A 26730-nucleotide genomic window follows, 5' to 3' on the forward strand; every position below is an offset into this window, starting at 1 on the left:
CTATACCACCAATACCATAGAAGGCTTCAACCGCCAGCTCCGCAAGGTGACGAAATCCAAGTCCGTATTTCCGACAGATGACAGCTTGCTGAAAATGCTCTACCTTGCCATGATGGACATAACGAAGAAATGGACAGGCCGCCGCCAGGATTGGAGCATTATCCATGCCCAGCTGGCCGTCTATTATGAAGACAGGCTTCCGGAATAAAAAATCTGCACGTTCAAGGATTTCTTGACGTGCAGAGAGAAATATGGTTGGTATTAGTGACAAGGGCTTAAACCTCTTGTTTTAATAACAATTTTACATCACGATATGGAGTTTACACAGAATTTGGGACAGCCTCAAAATAGCTGAGCCCCCGCTCTTCAAGAGCGGGGGCTCGTCCCTTTTGAAAGAAAGAGAATAGGATTACTTCTCATTACGATATATTACTGTACTATACCATATAATCCTCGGCTTTTTTTATATTTACCGCATTTTTTCCCCATACAAGAATTACGGAAAACCTTACATTGGAATGTTATTAACTCCATAAAAACGCAATCTTTGCAAATTGTTTTTTGTTTTCCTCTTGTGCTAGAATTGTTAGATGAAGGCTTTTGGGAGGAATTTTTGACAGAAATTTTATTTTCATATTCCCGTTTAAGGCTAGAGTTAATATTGTCTCCTGTACTATTTTTATGTTCTTTGGAGCTTGTTAATCCTTTTTTTGTTTGATTATTTTGTGCATTGGAAGAGATAGAGCATTTCTTCTTGCCAGTTTTCTTACTTGTTTGCTTACTTGCATTCATGACTTTTTCTATTTTTACAACATGTCCATTTTTCTTTATCCTTTTATAACCATATTCATCTGTTATTTCCTCTATTATATTTCCTTTTTTATCAGTTTTTTTGTGATATGAAATCTTTTTTACTGCATTATTTAATACTTCTTTTAACTGTTCTTTTAACTTCTTGATTTGAAGTTCTTTCTGTTTAATCTTTTCTTCATTTTTTAAGCTTCTCTTTTTCCTATTATTCTTTTTAATTTGTTGTATAGAAGCTTGTAAATTCTTTATCTTATTTCTAAATCTTATGGTTCTTGCATCAGTAAAACCTAGGCCATTGTTTACATTTCTTTTAGCATCCTCTCGCTGTTTCGCCATCCGTTCTTTACATAATTTTCTTTGTTCTTTACCTGTTATATTAGCTGTAAAGTGTGTTAAGTGTACGCCACCTGCTCCATGTCCATATCTAAGCATTACTTTGAAGCACTATCCTTTCTTCACATCAGATTTTCGTATTAGCCATTTTATTTTGCACCTTAAATTTCATTATTGTAAATACCCCCTGAAAAAATCTATCACAATACTCTACATATTGCAAAATATCCGATGGCAAAGAAAATCTTTAGCTATATATCCCATTGCTTTTTCTTCGTAAATATTATTAAGGACGCTTTAGGACCTGGCCTCATTCCCCTTGTCGGCCTGGGCCTTTTTCACATATTCTTCCATGAAGGATTTGATGACCTTAGAGGCCGTCTGATTCTTGTCCTCGCATACTTTGGCAAAAGAATCCCTAAGTTCCTTAGGCAATCGTATCGACATCATAACATCGCTTGATTTAGTAGCCATACTGTTTCCTCCGTATTGACATGTATATACACACATTATACCACAAATTTGTGTCTGCTACCCGAAAATAAATGTATATACAAGTATTGACATGTATATACATTTCTTATATAATTGACCTATATTCAAGATATATAAAGACAGGGAGGAACAGAAAATGAATACCAACGAACAGCACCTTCAGCTTGTCCTGGCGGCATGTCAAGCCAAAAGAACCGCAGACATACGTGGCTACATAAAACTTTCTCTAGCAGCATTTTCATTCGGCACCGGCATAGCCTTTGTCTGGTTCCTCCTTTGGAGCATACTGACCATTATCATGTAAAACATAAATAACACCCCCAAGTCTGTGAATCCTTCACTTTCTTGGGGGTATTATTACATACATCATATGCACGGAGAAGGAAAACAAACGCTATATGTAGAAATCATAATGGCAGATATTGTTCCACTCCTGTGAATGTGAGGTAATTATCGTGATTTATCTATTTGTCACTATATTTCTTATAAGCTCGATATACCTCATTATCCTATTTCGTAAAAAGAGCAAACCAAAGATAAAACCACCAAAACCATCAACCGGCGAACCGTATGATAACACGAATCCAGTTTTACAATTAAATCCTTCAAAAATCATAACAATTATAATTTCAGTATCCTCTTTTCTCCTTACAATCTACTGTTTGTCTTCAGTAAAATCCTACAATGATGATATAACTGTACCAGCGACTATAGAAGAGACTAACATCCTAACAGAACCAAAGGATTTTACACAAGAAAAAGCTGATGAACCTTACAGCGAATCACCTGCACAAGTGCCAACGCTTCACATCACACCTACAGAATTTCAGCAAAAATATAATGAATACCTGTCTATTTTACCTTTTGAAAATGTGAATCAAAACCATCTTATTTTGGGGATTCCAGTATTACGACATGAGCCATTAGATGATATTGTTGAATATACATTCAATGACTTACAAATTGGCATGAAGGAGACGATTGACAAAAGTACAGGCGAAATTAAGGAAATAGTCATTATCGCATACATTGCAGGACAAAAAGGAGAAGATGTACGCACCACCTTATTATTTGCCCTTGCTGCTTACAATGCTGCTATTCTGGCAATAGACCAAAATGCAAATACTGACGACATCGCAAAAGGACTAGATTTGTATAACAAAGTTAGTGAATGGGCCAAGGATACCGACACAGCTCACGGTAATTTCACCTATTTCAAAAGGGTATTTTTCGGATATGGTTTAGCTTTTGGAGTTTCTGCAGAACCTGAAAAATAATTCAATCAAAATATAGCCCACTATGACATAAATTATGCTGTAGTGGGCTATTTGACGTGATTTTTTAGATGAAAGAGCTATTATGCTGAAACCACTAGTCGCTCAATGTCACCATACTGAAGCTTACCATTTGCATCCGTAGGCTCGCCCTTCAGGATGTCATTCTTCACTGCCTCTTTATCTGACATATTCACACGACCAGCAGCCACTTCCTCTTCAACCTTTTTCAACAGAGCTTTTCTGCCCGCAACGGTATCTGCAAAGGCTTCATTGTTGTAACGGATATTCATGGAAGTCGCATCTTTATTATCGTTGCAGTTGAAGAATACATAGACGTACTTCTTGGTGGCCGTTGCGGTCTTCTTAGTGGTCTTTGCCGCAACCTTCGTAGCAGCAGTTGTAGTTGCAGCCTCAACAACCTTGCTTGCCACAGACTTCACAGCCTTCTTGGCGGTAGCAGTTGCAGCTTTTTTTACAGTAGATGTTTTCTTTGTAGTAGTAGCCAATCTGGACCCTCCCAAAATCGTTCTGTAAAATTAATCCCAACAAATTCTATCACAGATTGATATTTTATGCAAAAATAGCCTCTTTCATATCCTCTGGAACTAATGAAAATTGGATTTTTTAGTTTCAGCTCCTTGCTTAGATAGTCTCATTCATAAATCATTCCATAAAGTTAAATTCGTCCTTCTGGTAAGCCGTATCAATCTGGAATTCTACCTTCTGCACCACTTCACCGTTATCCTCATTCTGGATGACGAGGAAATACTGGGCACTGCGGCTGTAGTCTCCAGCTTTGAGATTGAAGTTCACACGGAAGGTGCGGTCTGTGGTTTCGGGGCTTACCTTGTCGGCTATGATACGCTGTACATCGCTGACAGCGTTGCCGTAGGCATCGGTGAAGCTTACATCGTAGTTTGCCGGGACAAAGCCGGAGCCTGCGGCTTCCACCTGATAGAAATTCAGGCCGAAGTTCATGTTGCTCACCTTGTGGCCGGAACTCAGGAGCTTTACCTGCACCGGCTTCATGGCATACTGCTCACGGTTCTTTCTGTATGCTGCCGAATCGGAGCGGATGTGTTTGAATTCGAGGATGGGCACCACCATTTCCTGCAAGCTCACGCCGCCATGGACGAAGTTCAGGCCACAGCCCTTGACCTTGAGCCTTATCTGTTCCTTGGGGGCAAAACCCTTGAAATCAGACCTGCCCTGCATGAAATTGACTGCCAGCAGATGGTCTGCCTTGGCCTCTTTGTCTGTAATGACATAGCGGCGGGAAAGCTCCAAAATATGCTCTTTGGATAGGCCGCTACTGGCCTTGCTGTCTTCTGCCAGCGGTCTGGCGGTATAAAGGAAGCCATGGTCAGCGGTCAGGATGATATTGGTACCGCTGAATTCACTGACGATGATACGCACGAGATTTTTCAGCTCGTCAATAGCCTCCTGACAAGCGGTGAAGACCTTCTTGTCATCCGTATGGCTGGCGGCATCTATGGTGTCATGGTAGATATATACTACCTCCATGCCCTTCACCAGTGCCGAACGCTCACTGCGTTTCATCAGGTTCAGCTCAGAGGCCTTCAAAGCTACGCTCTTGGCATTGGCGTTTTTCAGCACCGTATCACGGTTCCCGGCCTCGGTAGACTGACCATCTGCCAATACCGACAAGTTGCCATTGCCCTCCAACTTTACGGTCAGTTCTTCATGGGGAAGCAGGGCTGCCATGCCAAATTTGGTGATACTGGGGAACATGGACTGGCAACTCTCCAGCTTCACCTCGCTGGGAATCTCCCGCTCCAAGCCACCGGCCAACTCTGCCGCTACCTCATACCGCATAGCATCCGAAATGATGACAAAGATACGGTATTTCTCTCCAGCCACCTTACGCTTGTAGAATTCATCCTGCGGGAAAATCTCCTGAATCCTGCCATGCTCGGAAAGGTCATGGGCAATGTTCTTTGTCCAATTCTCCCCAAGCTCCGCCAAATAGCCATTGGCATACTGATTTTCCACCAGTTCGGCCAGCTGCTTGTAGGCATCATCCAAACTTGACGGCAAGTGCATCCCCAGAATCTCAGCAAAGTCAGCGTGGAATTTCCGATAGTAACCATCCATGCGGTAATAGTCACTGGTATATGCTTTCCAGATTTCTCTGGGATTAGTCAAATGGAAGCCAGCCCCATGAACCTCAGCAAATACCGCCATATGGCCATACTGCACCAGACCGTCATACAGATGTTCCCACTCTTCATACCAGAAAGTAGAACGCCGCCGCTCTACCACCTGCAAAATCGTATCTGCTGCCACAAGGTTGTCGATGGCATCCTGCAAGAGCCGTTCGATGATAACGCCATCCACGCAAGGCAGCAGGTCAAAGCTGCCCAGTTCCTCTACAGAAAGACCTTTGAGGCGGTGGGCAATGTTCAAAGATTCCTCTGCCCGCTGTGCCACCGGCAGGAATTCCCGCCTCCGCACACCGTGCATCCACTCTGACACGAAGTCAAAAGCATAGGTTTCAAAGCCCTCGCCTCGCAGGGATTCTATCTCTTTGAAGGCACGGCTTGGAAGTACCCGGCTGGCCGCCGTCACAAACAAATGGAGAAGCAGTCGGGACAGGTTGCTCTCTTCCTTCTCATCATAGCCCGTAATCTGCCGCACCATTGACCAGAAAATCCCGGTCAGCTCATGGGCATGGAGCTTCTGATAGGCCTCGTTGCTATCCATATCTAGACCGGCAGAAAAGACCGAACGCATAATATCTCCGGCCTCACAGGTCTTGCTCTTCACCAACACAGCCATCATGCAGAGCATGAATTTGGACGGTGAATACTCCCCTTGACTGATGCTCTTAAACTGCTGTCTACGTTCCCTGGCATTGAAGAACTTACGATACTGCTTCAAGAGTTTCCGATAGGAAACCTCGTCCGGCAGGCCAACCTCATCCATCCACATGGAGATAAGGTCAGCACGGAATGGGGTGCTGGCCAATTCGATATCCAGCAGCCAGTTGTCCTCCAGATTTTCATAGGCAAAGGGTACATAAACCAGATAGTTGCTCTCCAAGTCATCATGTGAGAGTATTTTCTTGGCCAAAAACTGATTGCTCCCCGTGAGCTTCAGTATCTTCGCATTATCCAGCTGCAAGGAATCTATGTCATCGGCAAACTCCCCCTCCGGGTCCTGCCAAAAGATGATATGCCGCTGATAGTATTCCCTTAGTGGCCGAGAAAATCTCTGATTCAGCTCTTCTATGATTTCCGCTATATCCATGATTAACCCCTATTTACAAGCTCATTTGCTTCTTCGAGAACATACTGCTTTACCTTTGGGCTTACATAAAAGCCCGTTTCCTGTAACTTTTCCACCAATGGTTTTATAGCATTGATATGGCCTTCTTTTTTTGCCTTTAGCAAAATACCCAAAGTGCCAGTGACCTTAAATCCTAAAAATTTCGCTGTTTTCTTGGCAGCATTATCATCCATTATCAGCAAATCAGCCTGTTTTTCCTCTGCTAATAGCATCACTTCCACTTCTCCAGCATGAAGTCTGGAGCTGAACATTTTGCGTGACTGGCTATCTTTAACAGGATATACGTGGATAAAGTCACTGTTTCTGACAAGCGTTCTTGCAGGTTCGCTCTTCACTTCTTCAAGGACTGCAGCAGGTATCATAATTTCCTCGTATAGCTTTTGCAGGACATCGAAACAGCCTATGTCGGCTAGGCCAATAAGGGGTGTGGTATTGGATATTACTTTACGCATTCTGCATTTCCTCTAAAAATTCTTCCTTATCATCAAACTGATAAATAGAAATCTTATTATCACTTAAATAATGGATGAACTCTTCTTTGTCCATTCCGGCAATAGCTGCACAATAGCCTAAGGATACACCATGTTTCACATAGTACTGAAGAGCTACCATCTTCCTTATTTCTGCTGCCGCTTCTATTTTACTCATCTTGATGTCATATAATACTGCTTCTGGTATATCAAGAGCAATCTGGCACATTTTACTACCTTCTTTCACAAGTTACTTTATCTTGGCCAAAACATCCCCAAACAAAGCATAGTTATGCTTCACGCCGTCATCGAGGTCGATTTCCTGGCGGAGGTCGGCGTAGTGGTGGATTTTTTCTTCGTAGAGGTGGATTTCGTCGAACTGCTCCCGGAGCTTTTTCAGGTCACGCTTAAATTTGTTCTTGTCGGCCTGGCTGGCTGCGGTGTCTATGCGGTTCTGGGTGGTTTCGATGCGGGTCTTGTAGAGTTCTTGCTGTTTGTAGACATAGCCGGTACGCATACGGGCAATGGTGTCCTTGTCGTAGCGGTGGATATAGACCAGTGCCTTGAAGCTGTTCTTCTTCCCGGCATCGAAGAGCCAGTAGATAGGCCGTTTCTGATAGCGTTTGCAATGGTCGGTGTAGAAGTCGTTGAGGAAGTAGCTGCGGATAGTCTCCAGCGGGGTGCCTTTGCCTTCCAGAGCGTCAGCGATGAATTGCAGGTTCTCCCGGTAGTGTTCCTCGCCAAAGACAGCCTTGAGCCAGATGCAGAAACGTTGCACCATATCGTCCTCAAAGTATTCATCGTCACAGATGGGGATGATGGCATCTTCGTCCGGCTGGAAGGTTTCATATTTTGAGTGGTCGAGCTCGCCACCTGCCATGATAAGCCCAGGCTCGTCAAGGGAGTAGCGGCCAAACATACAACCCACGGCGTAGGAAAGGAGGGATTTGACCACATCGGCCTTGGTGAGGACATAGTTGTTCCCCTTCATAGTGTCGGGAATATCGTCCTTGGTGTCATAGATGCGGGCCACGGTAACATCCTTCTCAGCCACCTCTGGGGTCAGTTCTTCGGATAGACCGTAGATGTCGATAAAGATGCGGTTGAGTTCTTCCTCGTTGGATTTGAGTAATTTATAATGACTATTAGCAACTTCTTTATAATTCTCATAAGCATCAGATATTAAATGCGAATTATTAAGTAAAGGATGATATTTAAAATTCCAAGCTGTTTCATAAGAATTCCAATCAGTTCTTGAAATATCAACACATTGTTTTGATATTTCTTTTACTTTTTCATCACAGTTAATTAACATAGGAATACTATTGTAATTATTAAGTTTGAAATGTAGTGTAGGATTTAGAATCTGTGCTATATTGTCTACCACCTTAGAATTCAAATACGAAATTAAGGTAAAATAATCTTCTTTTGTAAAAACAACATTCACTGATGCATCAAATATAAATCCATTAGGAAATATTCTAAAAGATAATCCTTTTGTTGTTATATCTGTCCAACAAATATGTGGCTTAAAATATAATGCTTCATTGCTAATTTTCCATCCTAAATTGTCACCTAATTGAGGATATACTTTTTTTGTATTTTCTTTGATTTCAAAACCATTATCTTCCCAATTAACTACATATTCTTGATTTCCATACCATTTCCTATATTCCCCTCCTTTATTATAAGGTATCCATTTTTTTTCACTTTCGATAACATCATTAGCCGAATCACCGTTAAACAACATTTTTTTACTATCTATTTCAAACCATAGCCTAAGGAATCTTTCATTGTCACCAGTACGCATTCCTATACAAGCCTTAGACTGCGAATCAATAGATTTATCGGCAAAAATATTAAGAAGTTTTTCACTCACCCAATATGCTATTGGAGTTCCAGAAATTATATTGAAATTTTCCTGATTATAAAGGAATATGTTTTCTCTTTTTAAAAAAGATATTTCCTTTGCTCTTTGCGTCATTAGATTAACCAATCTTGAATAAGTCCCAAGGAACTTTTCGATATGCACATTAGCAATAACAAAGCTTGTCGTCTGTACAACTTCTCCTCCTATTTCTTCAAAGGCTCTTGCTCCTAAATGAACCATATTAACAAAGTTTTTCTGGAGCAACTTTTGTCGTAATTTTTCAAAGCTTGATAGAAACATCCATGTATGTTGCGTTATCATTGCAATGAACCCATTTTGCCTTGAAATTTCACCACATCTCTCTATAAAACATGCAAATAAATCATTTTTACTAGCCGGATATTTCTTTCTTACAAACTTAGACAAACCATCCGACATATTATTACTGCCCATATACGGCGGGTTCGTAACCACCACATCATACTTCTGCCCCATAATCTTCGCCTGTTTCACCAGCTGGGGCAGTCTCTCAGCCACTTCTCCCAGCCAGGCCGCCATAGACAGGTCAAGGACACTACTCTCCTGCATATCCTTCACATAGGTCAGCAAGGCCTCATAGTCCTTGTCCTTCACATCCAAAATGGAGCCATATTCCTTTGCATCTTGGAACTTCTCAATCAGCTCATCAGCCAGCTGCACGAACTGGCTATCAAGGTTCAGCTGCTGTTCACCGCTCATGTCCAAGGTCAGCTCTGACCACTTGGAAAGGCCGTTGCTCTCCTGAATGGCACAGAGGTTCGGCTCGATGCGTTTTGTCAGGATGCGGTGGTTATAACGCCATGCACTCATCATCACGGCGAAATAGGCCAGCTGGTAGGCTCTATCGTCAATATCAAGGCCGAAGAGGTTGTTTTTCAGAATCAGCTCAGGGCAGTCTTTCTCACGGTGCCCTGCGTCCTTGTAGATTTGCACCAAGACATCGAAGGCGTACACGAGGATGTGGCCGCTGCCCATGCAGGGATCAATTATCTTGATGTCCTCGGGACGGAGGTCGGCACGAGCAGACCGCAGGGCAAAAAGTTCTTTTTCTACCTCCGGCTCTTGCATAGCTTCTGGCAGATAGTATTTCCATTCCATGCGATTGGCTGTATCTTTCTCATATTGCCTTACTTCCTGTGCAGTCCAATCGCCAAATGTATATGTACCATCAGCTACGATGGTTCCATCAAATCTCTTGCCCTTTCCAATCTTCGATTCTATATAGAGCCGTCCCAGAGAATTCTCCACCATATACCGCACAATCCAGTCCGGGGTGAAGAGCTGGGTGGCAGCGGGTATGTTTTCTTTGCTGACCTTAATATTCTTCTTCAAGGCCGAAAAGACGGCATCCTTCGGCTCGCTGTTGTAATACTGGTAGAGCCAGCCGATAATCTGCACGGCATCCCGCCAGTCTTCCTCATCAATCTCCGTCACCAGCTGATGTATAACGCTGCCCTCACGCAAGAGGTTGTCCGGCAGCAGCAGCTCGGTGTAGTCTTCTATCTGCTGGAACATGACCGGCAGGATGCTCCCCAAGGCATTGCATTGGGTAATTAGCAGATACTTATAGAGTTCTTCCGTGGCATCCTTTTCCTTCAGGTCGAAGATGACAGACTTATCCAAGCCCTCCAGATTTTCCATGGTCAGACATTCATCAAGAATCTGTGGAGCAAAGGCACCTTCACGGCTGGAGAATACCCGTACCCGCGTGGGGAGAACACCATTGACCTCCATGTAGCGGAGTGCAGCGAAGCGGTTGAACCATGTATAGGCAGCTTCCTCCATCACCGGCTGGAAGCCTTTCTCCTGCACCCGCTGGACAAGTTTCCTTCTCTTCCGGCGTTCATCCTCGGTGAGAAGACGGCCATTTATCTCCCCGGCCTCGGGGTTTGCCTTGCTTTCCCCATCCACACCGTAGAAGTAGGCACGTTGTGTGACCCTCGTTATTAACTCTGTTCTCGCCCAGATGGCAAATTTCTTGATTCTATTCTTATCCATGGTACATGATACCCCTATCTTATCTTGATTTCGTCTACTGCCGCCAGCTGGGCTTCCAGCTCTTTCTTGGCCTTATTCAAATAACGCTCTATATCTGCCACAGACCGCAGTGTAACTGCCGGGAAAGCGGCCTGACGGTAGATAGTCTTGGCCTTGGGAGGCGTTACAGGCTTCACTGGCTTCGGAGTTTTTTCCTTATCCTCCGTTTTTTTAATTTTTTCCTCATGGCTGCGAATTGTGCTCTTGATGCTTCTGACAGTCTTATCCTGATAATCAAACAGCCCCTGAGTTACGCCCTGCAGCTCCAAGATGCTCTTGTTGGCCTCTATCTTTTTCCGCTGGTTCAGATAATAGCTGTTGGCTGCTTCAATCTGCTCCTTCACATAGGCCACGTTGTCACCGGCAGCATGGATGCTGCTCATGCACTGGTTGATGACTTCATAGTTCTTTGCCCTGTATGTTTCAAGCAAAGCCTCATGTGCCTTGCGGACCTCAGCAATCAGGCCGGTCAGCTGATGGATGCGGCTGTAGTCATATTCCTGTGTAGGGGGCACCTGCAGAATGGCCCGGATTTTATTCAGAGAGGCAATAGCTTCCGGGGTTTCCTCCAGATAATCCATATCACGGGTCATGTTCTGCTCGAAGAAAAAGGCCTCGTCAAACAGCCCCACCTGACTGTCGAAGAAGGATTCCACATCATCAAGGCCGTCCATGATGTCCTCAAAATCATCACGGACAGACAAAAGCTCATCCACCAGAGTGATGTTATCCGTCTGCTTTGAGAGGACCCTGTCCAGCAGCTCGCTGGCCCTCACCAGTACCATTTGCCCCGGATATTTCACCGCATGGTAGCCGGTGTAGCGAATAAGCAGCTCCTTGTAATGCTGCTTCCTGCTTTTGAACTTCTCGATGATGAATTCCACCAAGCCATTCTCGTCCTTGGGTATGCTCATCAGCTGCAGATACTCTTCGAGGAAGCTCACTGCATCCTCGATTTTCTGGGCACTCATGAGCTTGTGCTTCTGCACCTGGGTCTTGCCTATCTCAGTGCGTTTCCGCAGATAGTCAATGAGATTGGGGTCGCTGGCTCTGACTGTATCGCCACCGTATTTCACGGTCACTTTCTGATTGTAGATGAGGATGGCCATACAGGCGGCAATATCTATTTCACGCCAGCCATAGGGCACATCCTGATACCGCTTCTGAATGTCTCCCATGGTGGTATTCTGCTTCTGCTGGAGCCGCAGTTCCAAGAAATCTTCTATCTTCTGGGCAGCCGCTGCATTTTCCTCTTTGCCTGTATAGAGGGACAGCTGGGAAGCTCCCTTGAGGATATCCGTGATTTCCTCGTTGGTTTCTACATGACGTACCAGGAGATTGTAATTGCTGTAGAGATGAGTAACCAGATATTCAAAGGCCTGATTTATCTTGCTCTTGGCATCACCGGCACGGGTGCTTATCTTCTCCCCATCCACATAGTAGATGCCCTGTTCAATAGCCGTGGCCAGTTCCTCCAGCACACGCTCTTCCAGCTTGGCTGCATTGGCCTCCTGAATGGCAATGATGCCTACGGCATTGGCTGACCTTGTTTTTCCGGCATTGATATTCACATACTGGCGAATACGCATGGCCTCTTCCAACAGGTCATAATAGCGGGAATCGGGGGAAAGCACTACGATAGCCCGGCCTTTTGATTCGGTAATCAGACTGAGTTCGCTGTCCGTCTTGTTGGAAGCACTGGTCAGGAACTGGATGAGGATATCCCCCTGATTGCCGCCGATGGTCAGGTCATCCACCATCTTGATGTAGGAGAAATCCTTTATGTCATAGCGATAGCCCTTAGCCGTATAAATATCGCCGAAGATAAGCTTGCCAATCTGCTCAGTTATCTTGCTACTGTCCACGTCCGTACCGTCAATATCCCGCTGGATGTCCTGCTCTTCATCGGTGAGGAATTTGAACACATCCCCGGTGCGGCCAATATAGTTCTGCTTCAACAAACGCTCAAGGGAAGCATTGATTTTCTGGCGGCTTTTTACCTTATCAAGGTCAAGGCTGTCTGCCATAAGAATCATGATATTATCGGCATTGCCCGGCAGGTCATTTTCCACATAGCGGATGAGGTAGAGGCATTTCAGCACATCCACATCGAAAAGCTCCAGTCCTTCCTCTGCCTGAGCCGCTTTCTCGCAGCGGTCAATGACCCGGTTGATGGAGCTGTCCAGAAAGCCCCGCATGGTGTCATAGAAGCGATAGAAGGGAGCCAGGGCATACTCGTCCCTTGTCTTTATCTGGATAGCCGCCTCCTGGAAGCTGGAGAGCATGGAACGCTCACCCCCGGCCAAGTGCTTGCCGGTATTGCCTTTTTTCCGTACCTGATAGAAAACCTTCTGCAAGAGGGGGAATTGATAGGGCACAAATGGATAGTTTGCCACAAAGACTTCCTCGTTCTTGAAGCCCTTCAGGTCTGCCGGGGTGTCCTTGAACATGAAGAGATTATCCAGAGAGGCCTTGGTCTTTTTGTATGCCTCTCCCAAAGCGGCATTGCCTTCTTCGTTCTTGGCAAGGATTCTCCGCTGGATTACTTCATCAACAGAGGATGAGGTCAGGGAAAGGCGGGTCTTGAAGCGGGCCATGATACGGGAGAACTCGTCCTGACGAACTTTCACCACTTCATCCAGAGCTTCCTGCCCGGTGGCAATTACCCATACCTTGCCGCCACACTCGGACCCGAGCTTTTCTGTCAGGGACTGGAAATTCAGCAGCATATCTGTGTCTGTGCCGATATACTGCCCAACCTCGTCCATCATAAAGAGCAGACGATAGTCCTCAGGTTTGGTATCCACATAGGCTTTGATTTCCTTCGCCAGCTGGGCAATGCTGATTTCCGCTTTTTCCGTACCGTTGAACCAGTCCCGGGCAGACTGCTCGCTCATACCCAGTACCTTGCCCAGCACCTCGATGATGTCATCCTCAAGGAAAGCGAAAACATCCCGGGATTCCTTCCAGCTGTCCCCGTGGACTTCCTCAAAGACCTGACAGAACTCCTGCCATTTGCCCTGCTGGCTCACAAACTGCTCCAACCGGGCAGTCTTCAAATCTTCCCCGTAGAAGCCAAGATGATTGTAGAACATCTTGGCAAAGACCCGCAGCACTGCTGTTTTGGTCTTGTCGCTGGGGCCTTCAATGTCGATGTTGAAGAGGATAGCATCCGTATGGCCTGTAGCAGACTTCTGTATCTCCTGCTGCAGCTCCGGCACCTCTTTGAGCTTTTCGATAAAACGCTCTGAGGTACGTTTGCCCTTCACTTCTTTGTCTGACAGCAGATAGGACAGCATTTTCAGGAAGTGAGATTTACCACTGCCGAAGAAGCCGGAAATCCACACGCCCATATCTGCCGTGGGATTGTCATAGGCCTGGCAGTAGTATTTGAAGAACGCCTTGAAGTGCTTGCGGAGTTCATCAGTTATGACATACTCGTCCAGTTCCTGCTCAATGATGTCTGCATCTTTCTGGTCAACCTTGATAACGCCATTGATGGGACGTGTAATGTTTTTCTCAAATATATTTCTTATTTCCATGACTTGCTGTCCTCTCTGATTATTTTATGTTGAAGGCACGATAATAGGGATTAGCCTTCAGGCAATTGAACAGCCTTAACTCATGACCATCATATTCTCCCGGATAAAGCACAAAGATGGGCATGTTGGAAAAATAGGGCTGTATGGCATTCAAGAGCTTATGAATACGCATAAAGGGGAAAGCACTGCCGATGCCAGTGATGAGGATTACATCTTTTTTCCCATGGGGTTCATATTTCATTTCGTTGATAAAGGCGTCCACTGTAGCAAATTTCTGAATCTCTTGGAAGAGGCCTTTCGACCCCTTCTTTTCTTCCAGCTTGGGAATGACCTTCGTGATTTTCTTCTTCTCGCAGATGGAAAGAAAAATCTCATAGAGGTCAAAGACCTTCAAATTGCAGTACAGCTTTGCTTCCTGCAATTTCTTCACGAAATGACGGACTATCTGCTCATCTTCCGGGTGATAGCCGTATATATGTATATTTTCTTCATTGGAGAGGCCAAACCCTTCGATGGTCTTGGGACTGTTCATCATTTGACGAATCTCATCCAACTTTGCTTTTGTATTGCTCATAGTCTTTCCTCTAGTTTACGTTGAATGCTGGCAGCATCCACTCATCATGATTTCTCTTGATTACCGCAGCCACCTGTGAGGCCAAACTGACAGGCTGAAGCTCTTTGGCTCTCGCATTTGCCAGATACTCGTTCTGCACCAAGATGTTCATCAGGACACTGCCAATCTTTCCTATTGTGGAATTGCTCCAAGCTGCCACCTGTTCATTTTGCTCGGCCAACTGCAGGAAGAAGATATTCACATCGCCCCGGCTGAAATTGGGATTATGCTGCCGAAATTTCTCTCCCACCACCGTCACCATGAACTCAGCTACCAGACGGCTGTCCCGCATCATGGCATAGAGGCACAGCTGGCGGGCAGTCTGTGCCGTCTGGGTGGCGATGATATGCACAGCCTCGTCATCCTCCAGCCCCTTCAATCTGCGTACACAGGGGCGAATCAGGCTGCGGACAGATTTCTCCGTGGGCAGCTGGAACAGATTCTCTGCGGCAATCTTTTCGTAAATTGCCGCCTCATCCAGCCCCTTGTCCATCAGCTGTGCCACGATGCGTGTTTCACTGAACAGGAACTGCTCCCGGGTCAAGCTGGCACTGTAGCTATTTGCTGCAATCATATTCAACCTCACTTAGTTTCAATTATGGCCTGCATCTGCCTTTCCAAAATATCTTCTTGCATCAATCTCCTACCTGCAATCCATAGACTTCCTCCAAGAGGGCATTATAAGCCTCCATGATGGTGTTATGCTGCAAATCGTCAAAATGCTCCTTGGTTTCACAGCCCACATTGTTCTCCTCCATGTATAGGGAATGATAGGCCACCTTATCCGCTTGCTGACGGCGAACATCGAAGTAGGTAGCAAAAAGATAATTATGCGTACTTACAAAAATCTGCACCTTGTGCCGGGATAACTCCAACCCCTTGGCATGGGGCAGCATATCCTTGACAGGCAAAAACACTGCCTTATTGTCAGCAGTGCTTTTCTCTATCTGTATGGATGCTGGCTGTGTGCCGAGGCCGCTGTTTAGTTCATAGCTGGTCCCTCCACGCTTGAAGTATTCAGCCAGCAACCTGTTCTTGTCCTTATCCGACATCATCTTGGCATAGATAGCTTTCATAAGCTGGGTTTTCCCCACACCATTCTTCCCAATGAAAACATTAACGCCGGGGCATGGCAGCACCTCTGTATGCTTGAACACAACAAAGTTATCTAAACTTATTTTAGTTATGGCCAATTACATCACCTAGCCACCTATCTTCAAATCACAATTACTCAGCTGTCATTATGCTTTTAATAAGCTCTCTTGTATCTTCGGATATCTGTGGGTTCTCTATTATTTTCAAAAGTCCCTCTTTGATTATTTCCTTTTCCTGTTTGGATGCTACAAACATTATTGTCTCATAATCAGAAGGTGGCTCCTTAGACACTTCCAATTTGCTTGTTATTACATACTTCTGTGGCGAAGTGTATATATTGTCTACCTCATCCACGGTAGTAGCTTTGGAAAGCAGCTTCATACTATTTGCAGTGAGCTTATTCCTATACAGATGATTGTTATAAATATAACGCTGCAAATCTTCGGAGAGAAGCGAGAAAGTCCTGGCTGCCTGGGTAGTAATCTTATCTTCACCTGTTCCATCCACCAGCGGCCAGAACTCAGCAATCAAAGTACGGAGCTGATATAACCTTTTTACTGACCCTTCACTCGTTCCCATAACCTTAGCTATGCTGGTCATGATACGCTCCCTTTGCTCGCTGGGTTTACGAGTAGTTCTGGAATCAAGTTCAAGACGGTTCATGTTGATTACAGCCTGAGCTTTGATGGCCGTTGTGTTATCTCTGCGGATGATGTTGTCAAAAATAATGATTTTACGAGCCTCTACATCATCCAGCTCTTCATAATCATAGACATAGCAATTCATGGTGCTGAAGCGTTCAGCCATCACCGGGTCATTGCCTTCTTCGCTTGTGAAGATTTCATGCAGAGCCTTAAATGCTTGGTATCTTGTATGACCGCCAAGTATCATGTATGTCCCATTCACCTGTTTCCAAACCAGAGCAGGTGAAAGCTGTCCGTAGGCCACCAAGTTTTTCATAAGCTCTGTCATAATGGTCTTATCCTGCTTTGGGAAGAAGTTCCATTCTTCTTTGGCTGGGATTAACTTCGTTATTTCTACCTGCTCCATGTGATACTTGGGATAGAGCTGCTCTATCTGTTTAAGTTGTTCATCAGATTTCTGCTTATCCTCTGCAGATATAGGAGCAACTGTTTCTTTGCCTGTAACCGCCAGCTGTTTCCAATAGTCAGCATCAAAGGTTGGTTTGCTCACATCATCATAGGCGTTTGGCTGAGCAAATGCTGACATACTCACTTGCTGTTTATTCTTACTCATAAAGAACCTCCGTTATCTCCTTATACAACTTCTCAAAATCAGCAGATATCTTTTTGTTATGGAACCTCTCTGTGACAGCACAATGGAAGTTTACAGACTTTCTGGCATCTTCACTATCTCTTATGGTTGTTTCAAAGAAGACACCTTCCTCCACGCCACCGTTCAGGTTAGCCAACGCTTTAGGTATAGTTGCCCTAGCGGAGGGAATATAGTCTTTGGCACTACTTGTATTACCCTTTACTTTGTTAAAGAAATAGCCAAGCAATTTAATATTGGGATTAGCTCTGCGACGGCTCTTAACAATATTCTGATAAACCTGTGACAAGCCAGCTACGCTTCTCTCATCAGCCTCCATGGGAACCAGTATATAATCGCAACTCTGCATAGGAAGCAATGTATCAAGCCCAATGGACGGATGAGAATCCATAATTATCACATCATAGTTATTCAATGCTTGTAATGAATCCATTAACTCAACCCACGGATTGATAGATTCATTAAGCTTGCTGTCCCTGACCCTGCTCAGAAAGCTCTCATCCTCAATAAGCAGTGACCCCGGTATCATGTCTATGTTTTTATACTGGGTAGGCAATATAAACGCCTCCACTGGCACAGGCACATTCATGATTTTAGCTATAACTGCCGATTGAATGTCTCTCTTGCCATCGGAAGCTACACCCATTGTCTGCGTTAAATTTGTTTGTGCATCAGCATCTATCATCAATACTCGTTTACCAGACTTCGTGAATAGATAAGCTAATGCAGCTGTTGTTGTGGTTTTTCCTACTCCACCTTTATGATTCGCCACACAAATGACCTTAGCCATTATGACACCTCCAAGAATGTTTTTTATTTTATTATAACACAGCGAATAGTTTTTTACATTCAAATACCTATGTTTTTTATTCGGGACCAAATTGGTCCCGAATACTCCTTGTAAAAATGTGACCACATCAATTATTATATAGACAGACATAAATAGATGCCCAGTGTAGTTGATTTGCATTCGTTAAATCAACTACACTGGGCATCTTATATAATATCACCAGCATTATTTCTTTTCGTTAATGTTTAAGTTTGCCTCAATGTATTCAGCCGTTATACCAGACTTCCCTTGCATCTTAATACCCAGCTTCAGCAATAATACCTCCGAATATTTTTCAATCCATCTAGCAATTTTTTTATCAGTTATACCAAGTGCCTGATATAAACTAGCCACTTCTGGATGCTCTTGTAAAATATTTTTAACCAATTCATCTTCTGTCATAGAACCAGAGTTTTCAATTAGATTGTTCATGGAAGCAGCTTCCCGATTCCATTCTTGGATTTCCCTATGCTCTCTTTCCTCTGCTCTGGCGGCCTCTATGTCTATCTGCTTGCTTCCGGCGTAGTCTCCCTCCATGGCTTTTCTAAAGTACCCGCCAATTCTTTTTAATTTCTGTCGCTTATCCTCCTGTCTAACATATTCCATCTGCTCCTTGCAGTATTCTACACCATAGTTCTTGACATAGGCTTCGGCATCTTTCTTTTTCTGGCGAAAATCCTTGACCATAGCCCTGATGGTGTCAATCTCTATCAGGGAGAAAGCACTCTCATTCTTCGCTGCAGATACTTCTTCCTCGTCAACTGTAACAACAGGTTCATTGACTTCTGCTGTCTCCACTGCTGCCAACAGGCATGGCTTTTTCTTTATGAATACCTTCATATGGGTTGTTTTTCGTCCTGTTTTGATAAACTCAGGTGTTATCTCGATGTCTGTACACCTATTTACCACATCAATAGCTGGGGTTATCACCCTCTGCTTGAGGCCTGAAAAGCTATCATAAGAAGTTCCCCCTAGCAATTCCCGCCATTCATCAATGGAATAAAACGCATAACCAGTTCGTATCCAACTGTTACATATCTCGTACATCTTGAACGCCGAATATGTATCACATTTATTTGCAATTAGCATATCCGCCTTAGTGAAGTTTTTTGTCAATCCCTGTATGTACGGAGCCATCTGCGGATTTATATATGCAGTCAGTATCCCATTTTCATATGTCATACTCGGAATTATTTGTCTAATCCGCCAATTTCCTGCGTCATCCATCATGCTAATCTGTGTTATAGCCACCTTCTTGCATTCTTCGAACAACACCTTTGAGTAATTCGTGTTTTTTATATTGCAGTCTGCGACAATGGTTTTCGCATCCACAGAGAGGTTATCCAGCCTGTTCTCTTGCTGTGCCTTATACAAGAAGTAATTGGTGATTTTATATGTTGTCACGGTCATATTGCCGTGCATCATTATCAGCTTGTTATCTTTCGTTAGCCATAGGCCGTCCTTCTCCCGTGGCAGAGGCTTAGGTGTCCCCATTATGACCCACCTTTCATGAAACATAGCAAAATAAATATATCGTGCCCAGAACTATCCCAAAACCTAACACAATAAATATGGCACCACATAATTAGTCATTTAGATATTTATTTTGCTAGGTTTATCCCTATTATAATGCTATTCTTTCCATAATTCAATATTTATTTTGCTATGTTTGTTATTTAATCTGCTAGGTTACGTATTTATTTTGCTAGGTTATGGCTCACAGATATTTAATCTGCTAGGTTTTTTATTTATTTTGCTAGGTTTATATATTTAATCTGCTAGGTTTAGATATTTATTTTGCTAGGTTTCGTGTCCGCTAAGCCTTGATACATAAGGGCTGGCGGGGTGCCAACAAAACAATAACAAAGTTATTACAAATAACAACAAACAGAGCTTGTTCCTGTGGATAACTTTCGTTCTCTCACAGTAGACACTATTCTCGCTGTTTTGTTGTTGTTGTCCTTCCTGTTTTAAAAAAATGGGGTAATCCTTAAATGCAAAAGGATTGCCCCATTCTCTCAGCCATTACATACGTCTTCTTTGCTTGAGCAGACGGTACAGATAAATCATAGCAGCTTCTCTCTGAATAGCCGTAAGTTTGAAAAAAGCCTCCATCAAAGCTGCTTCAGCACTATTAAGCTTGTGCTTCTTCATCAGGTTGGCCAGCATCAGATGCTCGTTATCCTGAAACATGTCTCCCTCACCGCTTACAAGCCATGTCTCAGATACGCTGTAAGTATCGCAAATGAGCTTTGCAAGTCTGGAGTTAACCTCACGTATATTTCGCTCAATATTTGTAACGTATCCTTGTGTCATGCCCATCCTGGCTGCAAACTCCGTCTGACTAAGTCCAAGCTGCTTGCGAACAGCCCGGACTCTTTCACCGTTAATCACTCTAGAAACCTCACATGTTATTCTGTTATCTTCAATTTTGTCACTAAGGAATACTCTTATATTTTCGCTAGTGTCCATTGACATTATACCATCTTGAAATTACATAAATCAATTAGCTCGGGCTGTCGATGGAGTAGGTAATCCATATACAACCAACTGAAAATTAAAGACAGATTAAGCCTGGATTATTTTTTAATTAAAAATGGTTTATTCCTATTGTCCTAAATAAATCATTGTTGTAAAATTTATCATACAAATAAAAAAATAAAAAGGAGCAATGATATGTCAGATTTGGATGAACTCAAGGAGAAGGAAAAACAGGCAGAAGAAATTCTGGCGAACCTGAAAAAGCTGAATCCAGAACAGCTCAAGGCTTTCAGCAACATGATTATCGGCGTGGCTACCATGAACGACATCATGGCCATGAATGCCAATCTTGATGAAATAGTTAATCGTGCGAATGCCTAATCTTTTGTCTGATGTTTTATGAGAATAGCAGAATAAATAGTCGCTGTTTATAAAACGGATGGAGGGGATTACTTTATGACCGAAAAAGGGATGGCAGATTTTGGCCTTGAAGAAAATGCCCTGCTGGGCGAATTATCCATCGAGGAAATGCAGCAGCTTTATGTGAAAATGGCTGAACGTTGCAAAAGCCTTGAGCAGATTATCGAAGTCAATGACATATCACGCCTTGGGCAGCTGGTATGCAAATACCAGAATAATTCCAAGGAACTTCTTAAACAGATTGCTATGATACTTCCAGCTGTGGAGTATTCGCCAACGGAAACAAAAGAGATTGTAAAGCTTCTGGATTATCTTGAGGGACTGCATGAAAAGCTGGAAGCCTATGTGGTAAAGGGGAATTTACCAGAAACAACATTGGACAAAACTGAATGCTTCGGCGAACATGAGAAAATGCGAACCGTAAGTTTTATAAACTTCAAGGGTGGCGTGGGCAAGACAACGGTGTCTACCAATTTTGCCTACGCCATTTCTTTGCTAATGAACAGCGGCATCCGCATCCTGTTCATCGACAACGACAAGCAGGGCAATGCTTCCGATTGGTTTGAGGCAGACCGGCAGTATGGCACCATTGCCAACGTGCTCATGGGGGATGTGTCGGTGCGTAAGGTTATCCAGCGTACCCGCTATGAGGGCATAGACCTCATAGCAGCTGATACGGGGCTGATTGAAGCCAATGCCCGCCTGATGCAGGGGGGGAGCTGCAATGAGGCTGTAATTCTCCGTGAAGCTCTGCAGGAAGTGGCTGAGGACTATGACCTCTGCATCATCGACAATCCTCCCGACATCAACATGTCCGTCCTGAACGCTTTATCCATCACCGATGATGTTATCATCGTGACTTTCCCGGAAAAGGATAGTCTGGCCGGTGCCAAGGAGATTATGGGGCAGATTAAGCAGGTGAAGAAGCTTAATCAAGGCCTCAATCTTTCGGGCATTCTGGTAAACGCTTTCAGCGGCCATCAGGCAGTCTACCAGTGCATTGACGAGATGAAGAATAGGCATCTGCCGGTGTTTAGAACCAAGATTCACTATGCCAACAAGGAAGCCAAGAATTTCCTCAATGTGGCGAGGCAGGGCAAGAAGAGCATTTTCGAAGTCTCGCCCAGCTGTGTGATTGCTAGGGATATATTCGACTTCTCTAAGGAATATCTGGGTGTAGCGTTGTAGGTTGGAGGGATGGAAGGATGAAAAGATATTCAAGTGACTTGCTGGCCATATTGGACAATCAGAGAAATGCAGATATGCCGGTGCGGGATTGTGCCTATGAGGTGCAGCTGATTGATGCCCATGATATTGTGCCCAACAGCAAGAACTTCTATGGGATTCGGGAAATTGAAGAGCTGGCCACCAGAATAAGGCTATCCGGCCACATCACGCCGCTTGAAGTAGTGGCCAGTGATGATGAACCGGGAAAGTATACCCTGATTTCCGGGGAAAGACGGCGGGCAGCCATGCTTTACCGGCTGGAGCAGGGGGAAATAGATAAGGCCGTTATACCTTGCATTATTCGAGAGGATTTGGGTAATCGGGGATTTCTGACGGCTGAGGAAATAGAGACGATAAACATCATCTGTGCCAATGACTACCGGGATAAGACACCTTTCGAGAAGCTGGATGAGGTGCAGAAGCTGAAGCCTATAGCCCGGAAGTGCTGGGAGCAGGAAAGCGACAGGCCGGAAAATTTCAGGATGTACTTTGCTAAGAGCTTTTTGGGCATATCCCCAAGCTCATTGCAGCGTATTACCGTCCTGGAGAAGCTAGTGCCGGAGGCAAGAGAGGCTTTTGAAGACAATCTTATCAGCTATACCGCTTTGTCGGAGTTGGCGTATAAACCAGAATCAGAGCAGCGTGAATACTTGGCGGGGCTGAAAACAGGGGAAAATGCCGGTACAGTAGCAGAAGTGCAGGGAAAAGACAGGCCAAGCGAGGCAGAGCCTCAAGAAGAACCATGTGCGGAAGAGGTCATGCCAGAACCCGTGGCTGACTGTCAGGGGGAAACTGAAGAGCTCCCCAAAGTCACAGATAGCCCTAAAATGCCCCTGACAGCCTCCAAAAGCGTCGATATGGCAAAATTGGAGGTACAGGCTAGGCAGTGGGTAAAAGAGGGCTTAGAGAGGCTTCTGGAGGAAGCTGAGGGGGAAATGGAAAAGGCCAAGGCGATGGAAGATAATGCCGGGGCTGCTCTCTGGGATTTGAGAAGGGCTGCCGCTGCCCTTGCCATCGAGGCCATGTTATGAGCCTGAAACGAAGGATAGCAGTCCTGTTTGTGGCAATTATGGCAGGGATGTCCAGCCTTGCCATGGCGGCAGACCTGCCTGTAACGTCCCCTTTCGGTTGGCGGGTTCATCCTCTCACCGGCACATGGAAATTTCACGCCGGTATAGACCTGGGCTATGAAACAGGTTCCGGCGTTCCGGCTCTTTGGGATGGACAGGTTGTCCAGTGCGGCAATTTCGGCGATGGCTACGGCAATCAGGTTATGCTCTACCATGCGGCAGTGGATGCCTACACGAGATATGCCCACCTGTCGGCCATCTATGTGAATGGCGGTGATTGTGTCAGCCAAGGGCAGGTCATTGGAGCCGTGGGAGCCACCGGGAACGTGACGGGTCCGCATTTGCATCTGGAGCTTATTGCCAGAGGGGAAGATGGTTCGTATCAGTACGTGAATCCTCTGGACTTATGGAAATGATTTCTGTCGCTTTTATGAAGGGGCGTGATGTTTTGCGATTTAAGGCACAAGATATTGACAACGAGAGATACTACCAGCTGCCCAAAGGACTGTTTTCCTACAAGCGTTATCATAGGCTGAGCGTAAAGGCCAAGGTGATTTATGCAGTTTTGAAAGACCGCATGTGCCTGTCAAGAAAAAATGCCTGGGTGGAAACAAACGGCGATATTTTCCTCATGTTCAGCTATGGGGAGCTGGCGGAGATTCTAGCTATGAGCAAAACGGCCATCTGCCGGGAGTTTAAGAAGCTGGTGGATTTCGGTCTTGTGGAAACGGTGGCAATCAGCAACAACGGGGCACAGAAGATTTATGTGAACCGCATAGAAATACCTGAAACCATGGAAGATGTCCATGATTACGAGGAAAAACTGGGCAAGGCCGAAATGGCTGCACAGGAAGGAGAGGCCAGAGGCATGGTAGCGGATGCTTATAGCAAAGGCATCAATATGAGCATAAATGAGGCTCGCTCCAAGGTTTCCATGCGGATTAAGGCAGGCCGTTCCGAAAACGGAACACCCTATTCCGTACTTGAAACGGCCTGTTTCGATAATGGAACGCCCCGTTTCGCTGGTGAAACACCCCGTTCCGAAAATGGAACAGCCCCCGTTCCGAAATCGGAACTAAATGAGACTGACTTATATAGCTATACTGAATTAGAGAGACAGAAAAGAGAAACTGACAATAAGACTACTACCAGTAGTACTGGTACGCCCCCTGCCGCTGAAATGGCATGTGACCCATTTCAAAAGGTAATACGCTCTTACCGGGACAATATCTCTTCCATGGTGGGGCCGGTAGTCACCAATGAGCTGGCGAAGCTCTGCAAAGAGTATGGGGCAGAGCTGGTCAATGATTCCATCACAGAGGCAGCTTTGTCTGCCAAGGGAGAGGTAAGCGTCAAGTATCTGCGGGCCATTCTAAGCCGGTGGAGCAAAGAGGGGAAGGAAAAAGCTCCAAGAGCAGCCTCTATGAGCAATAAGTCTACTGTGGCAGAGACTGCCCCGGAGCCTGAGGAAGTATACGACGATGAAGGTAATCCGCTTCCACTGCCTCTGCCCGGGGAAAATGCCCAGGAATATTTCAACCGTGTCGGTATCAGCGTGTAGGGGGGATAGCCATGCAAGCACTGGAAAGCATAGAGGATTGGGATATCCGGGATTATGTACGCTCGACTGCCCGGAAGTGTGGAGTGAACTTAGATAACCTCACCAAGGGGGAAGTGGTGCCATTCCCAAGGCCGCTCAAGGGCGTGTATGAACTATCCGAGGCGAAGATTCGGGAGTACAACCGGGAGCTGGCTGAGGTGGAGGAAGCACAGGAGCAGTGCAGGGGCTGCGATGGGTGTTCCTGTCAGCACAAGGACAAGTGGAAAAATCTCACGGTGAAGGCCGACTGCTGGAACGATGAAGTTCATCTGGCTCTCAATAACTGCAAGTTCACTCAGCAGAAGAGCAGGGAGAAGAAACTAAAATCCTTGATGGAGGCTGCCAAGATACCTGAGAAATACAGGGAGGACACATGGGAAGACCTCACCATACAGCAGGGAAATATGCGGGCTGTTGCTCTTGCCAAAAAGGCTGTGCAGGACGGCAGGAGCCTTTATCTATGGGGCAAATGCGGAACTGGCAAGACCAAGCTGACCTCCATCATTGCCAATGAGCGGCTGAAAAAGGGGCTGCCTGTTTTGTTTGTTTCCCTGCCGGAGCTATACAGTGGCATCAAGGCCAACTTTGACAAAGGGGGGAGCAGCTGCGAACTTCTGGAGCTTGTGAAGAAAGCCGAGTGCCTGATTCTGGATGATTTGGGAGCCAGCAATCGGACGGAGTGGTCGGTGGGGATTCTGCAGGAGCTTGTAGATTACCGCTATGCCAATGCCTTGCAGACCATTATCACCTCGAACAATTCCATGGCTGAACTGAAATCCTATCTGGTCATAAGGGACAAACAGGGAAAGCCTATGGATGAGAAGCAGTCAGCCCGGATAACATCACGCCTTGAAGAAATGTGCCACACGGCAAAGCTAGACACGCCGAGTTTCCGGCAGAAGCAGGAGGAAAATCTACGATGAACGCCATAAATCCAGACCTTGGCCTGTATGTGGCCGAGCAGATACTCATTCAGAGATTCAAGACCAGTGAGAAGGAATTAGCCCAGCTGGGGCATTTGGCGAGGTTTTGCCAGATGGAGCCAGAGGACAGCAAGCGTTACAAGACCTACCTCAGCCTCCAGCGATACAAGATAAACATGGCCATGGTGGATATTGTCATCATGGGGCTGACACAGGAAATGAGGGATTTCGTAAAGGCAAGATACCGGGATGACAAGAGCTTCCACAGGATTGCCATAGAGCTGTTTGTCTGTGAGGCCACGCTGCACAAGTGGAACCGCTTCATTCTCCAAGCCCTTGCCACCATGAGCAGCTACACACTGGCCGGGGATGACATCTACCGTCCCAATGTGGTGAGGAATATGATTCACCTTCTTGATATGCGTATAAATACTTTTCAAGAGACGGAAAAGCTGGAGTATAACAAGGTGTGGCTGGCTTCTTTGGTGGACAAACGCCGCAGGTACAGAAAGCTGCTGGAAGCCCTTATGGAGATACAGGCGGCCTATAGGAAGGCAGATACCGGGGACAGGAACTATGTGCGGTATCAGGTGATAAACGAGAAAATCCGCCACAGCAACGAGAATGTCAGCCAGATAGCCGGAAGATGCGGTGTGTCGCTGGCAACAGTCCATAAGCACCTCAAAAGCTACACGGATGTGGTGCAGAAGTATATTGCCTGACACAGAAAAAGCGAAAGACCGCTCCAAAGAGCGGTCTCTCTCCCTGCAGCTTGCTAAAGGCTCAGGTTTGCTAGTTTTCCGTGGTTAGCTGAGAAGCCAGACTAGAAACTGGACTGTCAGCGTCGCGGCGATGCTGGCCGCAAAGGAAACGAGAAAGTCCTGCCAAATGGCAAAGTTACCACCTTCCGTGGCAGTGGCCAAAAATATAATAGCAAAAATTGATGACGTGTGTTATACTGAAAGCACGAGAAAGTCCGAAACATGTGTCATGCGGG

Annotated in this window: 25 protein-coding genes; 10 read left to right on the forward strand and 15 right to left on the reverse strand. The window is 45.3% G+C overall.

All coding sequences use genetic code 11. The annotated features are described in order from the left end of the window. Positions 1–208, forward strand: a 208-nt coding sequence (locus BLW59_RS10650; protein ID WP_139283642.1) for a transposase, incomplete at its 5' end; no start/stop codon positions are given. Between the two features lie 221 nt (positions 209–429). Here BLW59_RS10650 and BLW59_RS10655 read toward each other — a convergent pair. Both BLW59_RS10655 and BLW59_RS17745 read right to left on the reverse strand, forming a co-directional pair. After that, on the reverse strand, positions 430–1242 hold the full coding sequence (locus tag BLW59_RS10655) for a hypothetical protein (protein WP_139283643.1): 813 nt from the start codon (positions 1240–1242) through the stop codon (positions 430–432). A 198-nt stretch (positions 1243–1440) separates the two neighbouring features. Continuing rightward, the gene (locus tag BLW59_RS17745; protein ID WP_175463405.1) at positions 1441–1617 is read right to left on the reverse strand and encodes a hypothetical protein; all 177 of its coding nucleotides are present in this window, start codon (positions 1615–1617) and stop codon (positions 1441–1443) included. A 157-nt stretch (positions 1618–1774) separates the two neighbouring features. Between BLW59_RS17745 and BLW59_RS17750 the strand changes: the two genes are divergently transcribed. Continuing rightward, positions 1775–1942 carry a hypothetical protein gene (locus BLW59_RS17750; RefSeq protein ID WP_175463406.1) on the forward strand — a complete coding sequence of 56 codons (168 nt, stop codon included), beginning with the start codon at positions 1775–1777 and terminating at the stop codon, positions 1940–1942. 151 nt (positions 1943–2093) lie between these two features. Beyond that, entirely contained in the window at positions 2094–2915 is an 822-nt protein-coding gene (locus tag BLW59_RS10660) for a hypothetical protein (RefSeq protein ID WP_074697763.1), read from the forward strand. 80 nt (positions 2916–2995) lie between these two features. Here the strand turns inward: BLW59_RS10660 and BLW59_RS17755 are convergent, their stop codons facing one another. The 13 genes from BLW59_RS17755 to BLW59_RS10725 form a co-directional block, all read right to left on the reverse strand. Continuing rightward, positions 2996–3421: a hypothetical protein gene (locus BLW59_RS17755; protein WP_175463407.1), complete on the reverse strand. Its 426-nt coding sequence runs from the start codon at positions 3419–3421 to the stop codon at positions 2996–2998. Positions 3422–3578: 157 nt separating this feature from the next. Beyond that, complete coding sequence (gene pglZ, locus BLW59_RS10670; protein ID WP_074697764.1) at positions 3579–6185, reverse strand: BREX-1 system phosphatase PglZ type A; 2607 nt, start codon at positions 6183–6185, stop codon at positions 3579–3581. 2 nt (positions 6186–6187) lie between these two features. Further along, positions 6188–6676 carry a DUF3368 domain-containing protein gene (locus BLW59_RS10675; RefSeq protein WP_074697765.1) on the reverse strand — a complete coding sequence of 163 codons (489 nt, stop codon included), beginning with the start codon at positions 6674–6676 and terminating at the stop codon, positions 6188–6190. Next, entirely contained in the window at positions 6669–6923 is a 255-nt protein-coding gene (locus BLW59_RS10680) for a UPF0175 family protein (RefSeq protein ID WP_074697766.1), read from the reverse strand. Before BLW59_RS10680 ends, BLW59_RS10675 begins: the two co-directional genes overlap by 8 nt. A 21-nt stretch (positions 6924–6944) precedes the next feature. After that, positions 6945–10601 carry a BREX-1 system adenine-specific DNA-methyltransferase PglX gene (gene pglX / locus BLW59_RS10685; RefSeq protein ID WP_074697767.1) on the reverse strand — a complete coding sequence of 1219 codons (3657 nt, stop codon included), beginning with the start codon at positions 10599–10601 and terminating at the stop codon, positions 6945–6947. A 14-nt stretch (positions 10602–10615) separates the two neighbouring features. Further along, positions 10616–14182, reverse strand: a complete 3567-nt coding sequence (gene brxC, locus BLW59_RS10690; protein ID WP_074697768.1) for a BREX system P-loop protein BrxC — start codon at positions 14180–14182, stop codon at positions 10616–10618. 19 nt (positions 14183–14201) lie between these two features. Next, entirely contained in the window at positions 14202–14756 is a 555-nt protein-coding gene (locus tag BLW59_RS10695; protein WP_074697769.1) for a DUF1788 domain-containing protein, read from the reverse strand. A gap of 10 nt (positions 14757–14766) precedes the next feature. Beyond that, positions 14767–15369 carry a DUF1819 family protein gene (locus tag BLW59_RS10700; protein ID WP_074697770.1) on the reverse strand — a complete coding sequence of 201 codons (603 nt, stop codon included), beginning with the start codon at positions 15367–15369 and terminating at the stop codon, positions 14767–14769. Between the two features lie 61 nt (positions 15370–15430). Then, on the reverse strand, positions 15431–15988 hold the full coding sequence (locus BLW59_RS10705) for an AAA family ATPase (RefSeq protein WP_074697771.1): 558 nt from the start codon (positions 15986–15988) through the stop codon (positions 15431–15433). A gap of 34 nt (positions 15989–16022) precedes the next feature. Then, positions 16023–17147 (reverse strand): ParB/RepB/Spo0J family partition protein, encoded by a 1125-nt coding sequence (locus BLW59_RS10710; protein ID WP_074697772.1) that lies wholly within the window; start codon positions 17145–17147, stop codon positions 16023–16025. Then, positions 17140–17973: a ParA family protein gene (locus BLW59_RS10715; protein ID WP_074697773.1), complete on the reverse strand. Its 834-nt coding sequence runs from the start codon at positions 17971–17973 to the stop codon at positions 17140–17142. Before BLW59_RS10715 ends, BLW59_RS10710 begins: the two co-directional genes overlap by 8 nt. A gap of 225 nt (positions 17974–18198) precedes the next feature. Beyond that, complete coding sequence (locus tag BLW59_RS10720; RefSeq protein WP_074697774.1) at positions 18199–19506, reverse strand: replication initiation protein; 1308 nt, start codon at positions 19504–19506, stop codon at positions 18199–18201. 531 nt (positions 19507–20037) lie between these two features. Next, complete coding sequence (locus BLW59_RS10725) at positions 20038–20484, reverse strand: helix-turn-helix domain-containing protein (protein WP_074697775.1); 447 nt, start codon at positions 20482–20484, stop codon at positions 20038–20040. 204 nt (positions 20485–20688) lie between these two features. Between BLW59_RS10725 and BLW59_RS10730 the strand changes: the two genes are divergently transcribed. The 7 genes from BLW59_RS10730 to BLW59_RS10760 all read left to right on the forward strand — a co-directional run bounded on the left by BLW59_RS10730 (position 20689) and on the right by BLW59_RS10760 (position 26455). Beyond that, positions 20689–20874, forward strand: coding sequence for a hypothetical protein (locus tag BLW59_RS10730; protein ID WP_074697776.1), 186 nt, complete (start codon positions 20689–20691; stop codon positions 20872–20874). A gap of 75 nt (positions 20875–20949) precedes the next feature. Beyond that, positions 20950–22101, forward strand: a complete 1152-nt coding sequence (locus BLW59_RS10735) for a ParA family protein (RefSeq protein ID WP_318258505.1) — start codon at positions 20950–20952, stop codon at positions 22099–22101. Positions 22102–22118: 17 nt separating this feature from the next. Next, positions 22119–23171 carry a ParB/RepB/Spo0J family partition protein gene (locus tag BLW59_RS10740; RefSeq protein ID WP_074697777.1) on the forward strand — a complete coding sequence of 351 codons (1053 nt, stop codon included), beginning with the start codon at positions 22119–22121 and terminating at the stop codon, positions 23169–23171. Then, complete coding sequence (locus BLW59_RS10745; protein WP_139283644.1) at positions 23168–23626, forward strand: M23 family metallopeptidase; 459 nt, start codon at positions 23168–23170, stop codon at positions 23624–23626. The genes BLW59_RS10740 and BLW59_RS10745 overlap by 4 nt, the downstream gene beginning before the upstream one ends. Positions 23627–23658: 32 nt before the next feature. Continuing rightward, positions 23659–24771, forward strand: a complete 1113-nt coding sequence (locus BLW59_RS10750; protein WP_175463409.1) for a replication initiator protein A — start codon at positions 23659–23661, stop codon at positions 24769–24771. An 11-nt stretch (positions 24772–24782) separates the two neighbouring features. After that, positions 24783–25733 carry an ATP-binding protein gene (locus tag BLW59_RS17120; protein WP_081348499.1) on the forward strand — a complete coding sequence of 317 codons (951 nt, stop codon included), beginning with the start codon at positions 24783–24785 and terminating at the stop codon, positions 25731–25733. Then, positions 25730–26455 (forward strand): hypothetical protein, encoded by a 726-nt coding sequence (locus BLW59_RS10760; RefSeq protein ID WP_074697779.1) that lies wholly within the window; start codon positions 25730–25732, stop codon positions 26453–26455. The genes BLW59_RS17120 and BLW59_RS10760 overlap by 4 nt, the downstream gene beginning before the upstream one ends. The last annotated feature ends 275 nt before the right edge of the window (positions 26456–26730 follow it).

Source organism: Selenomonas sp. KH1T6, from assembly GCF_900108415.1.
Lineage (GTDB): Bacteria > Bacillota > Negativicutes > Selenomonadales > Selenomonadaceae > Selenomonas_B > Selenomonas_B ruminantium_A.

Coding starts and splice junctions, on each gene's coding strand:
- BLW59_RS10745 (WP_139283644.1), top strand. CDS start 23,168: ATGAGCCTGAAACGAAGGATAGCAGTCCTGTTTGTGGCAATTATGGCA.
- BLW59_RS17745 (WP_175463405.1), bottom strand. CDS start 1,617: ATGGCTACTAAATCAAGCGATGTTATGATGTCGATACGATTGCCTAAG.
- BLW59_RS10715 (WP_074697773.1), bottom strand. CDS start 17,973: ATGGCTAAGGTCATTTGTGTGGCGAATCATAAAGGTGGAGTAGGAAAA.
- pglX (WP_074697767.1), bottom strand. CDS start 10,601: ATGGATAAGAATAGAATCAAGAAATTTGCCATCTGGGCGAGAACAGAG.
- BLW59_RS17750 (WP_175463406.1), top strand. CDS start 1,775: ATGAATACCAACGAACAGCACCTTCAGCTTGTCCTGGCGGCATGTCAA.
- pglZ (WP_074697764.1), bottom strand. CDS start 6,185: ATGGATATAGCGGAAATCATAGAAGAGCTGAATCAGAGATTTTCTCGG.
- BLW59_RS10680 (WP_074697766.1), bottom strand. CDS start 6,923: ATGTGCCAGATTGCTCTTGATATACCAGAAGCAGTATTATATGACATC.
- BLW59_RS10710 (WP_074697772.1), bottom strand. CDS start 17,147: ATGAGTAAGAATAAACAGCAAGTGAGTATGTCAGCATTTGCTCAGCCA.
- BLW59_RS10760 (WP_074697779.1), top strand. CDS start 25,730: ATGAACGCCATAAATCCAGACCTTGGCCTGTATGTGGCCGAGCAGATA.
- BLW59_RS10735 (WP_318258505.1), top strand. CDS start 20,950: ATGACCGAAAAAGGGATGGCAGATTTTGGCCTTGAAGAAAATGCCCTG.
- BLW59_RS10655 (WP_139283643.1), bottom strand. CDS start 1,242: ATGCTTAGATATGGACATGGAGCAGGTGGCGTACACTTAACACACTTT.
- brxC (WP_074697768.1), bottom strand. CDS start 14,182: ATGGAAATAAGAAATATATTTGAGAAAAACATTACACGTCCCATCAAT.
- BLW59_RS10730 (WP_074697776.1), top strand. CDS start 20,689: ATGTCAGATTTGGATGAACTCAAGGAGAAGGAAAAACAGGCAGAAGAA.
- BLW59_RS17120 (WP_081348499.1), top strand. CDS start 24,783: ATGCAAGCACTGGAAAGCATAGAGGATTGGGATATCCGGGATTATGTA.
- BLW59_RS10675 (WP_074697765.1), bottom strand. CDS start 6,676: ATGCGTAAAGTAATATCCAATACCACACCCCTTATTGGCCTAGCCGAC.
- BLW59_RS10720 (WP_074697774.1), bottom strand. CDS start 19,506: ATGGGGACACCTAAGCCTCTGCCACGGGAGAAGGACGGCCTATGGCTA.
- BLW59_RS10700 (WP_074697770.1), bottom strand. CDS start 15,369: ATGATTGCAGCAAATAGCTACAGTGCCAGCTTGACCCGGGAGCAGTTC.
- BLW59_RS10725 (WP_074697775.1), bottom strand. CDS start 20,484: ATGGACACTAGCGAAAATATAAGAGTATTCCTTAGTGACAAAATTGAA.
- BLW59_RS10740 (WP_074697777.1), top strand. CDS start 22,119: ATGAAAAGATATTCAAGTGACTTGCTGGCCATATTGGACAATCAGAGA.
- BLW59_RS10695 (WP_074697769.1), bottom strand. CDS start 14,756: ATGAGCAATACAAAAGCAAAGTTGGATGAGATTCGTCAAATGATGAAC.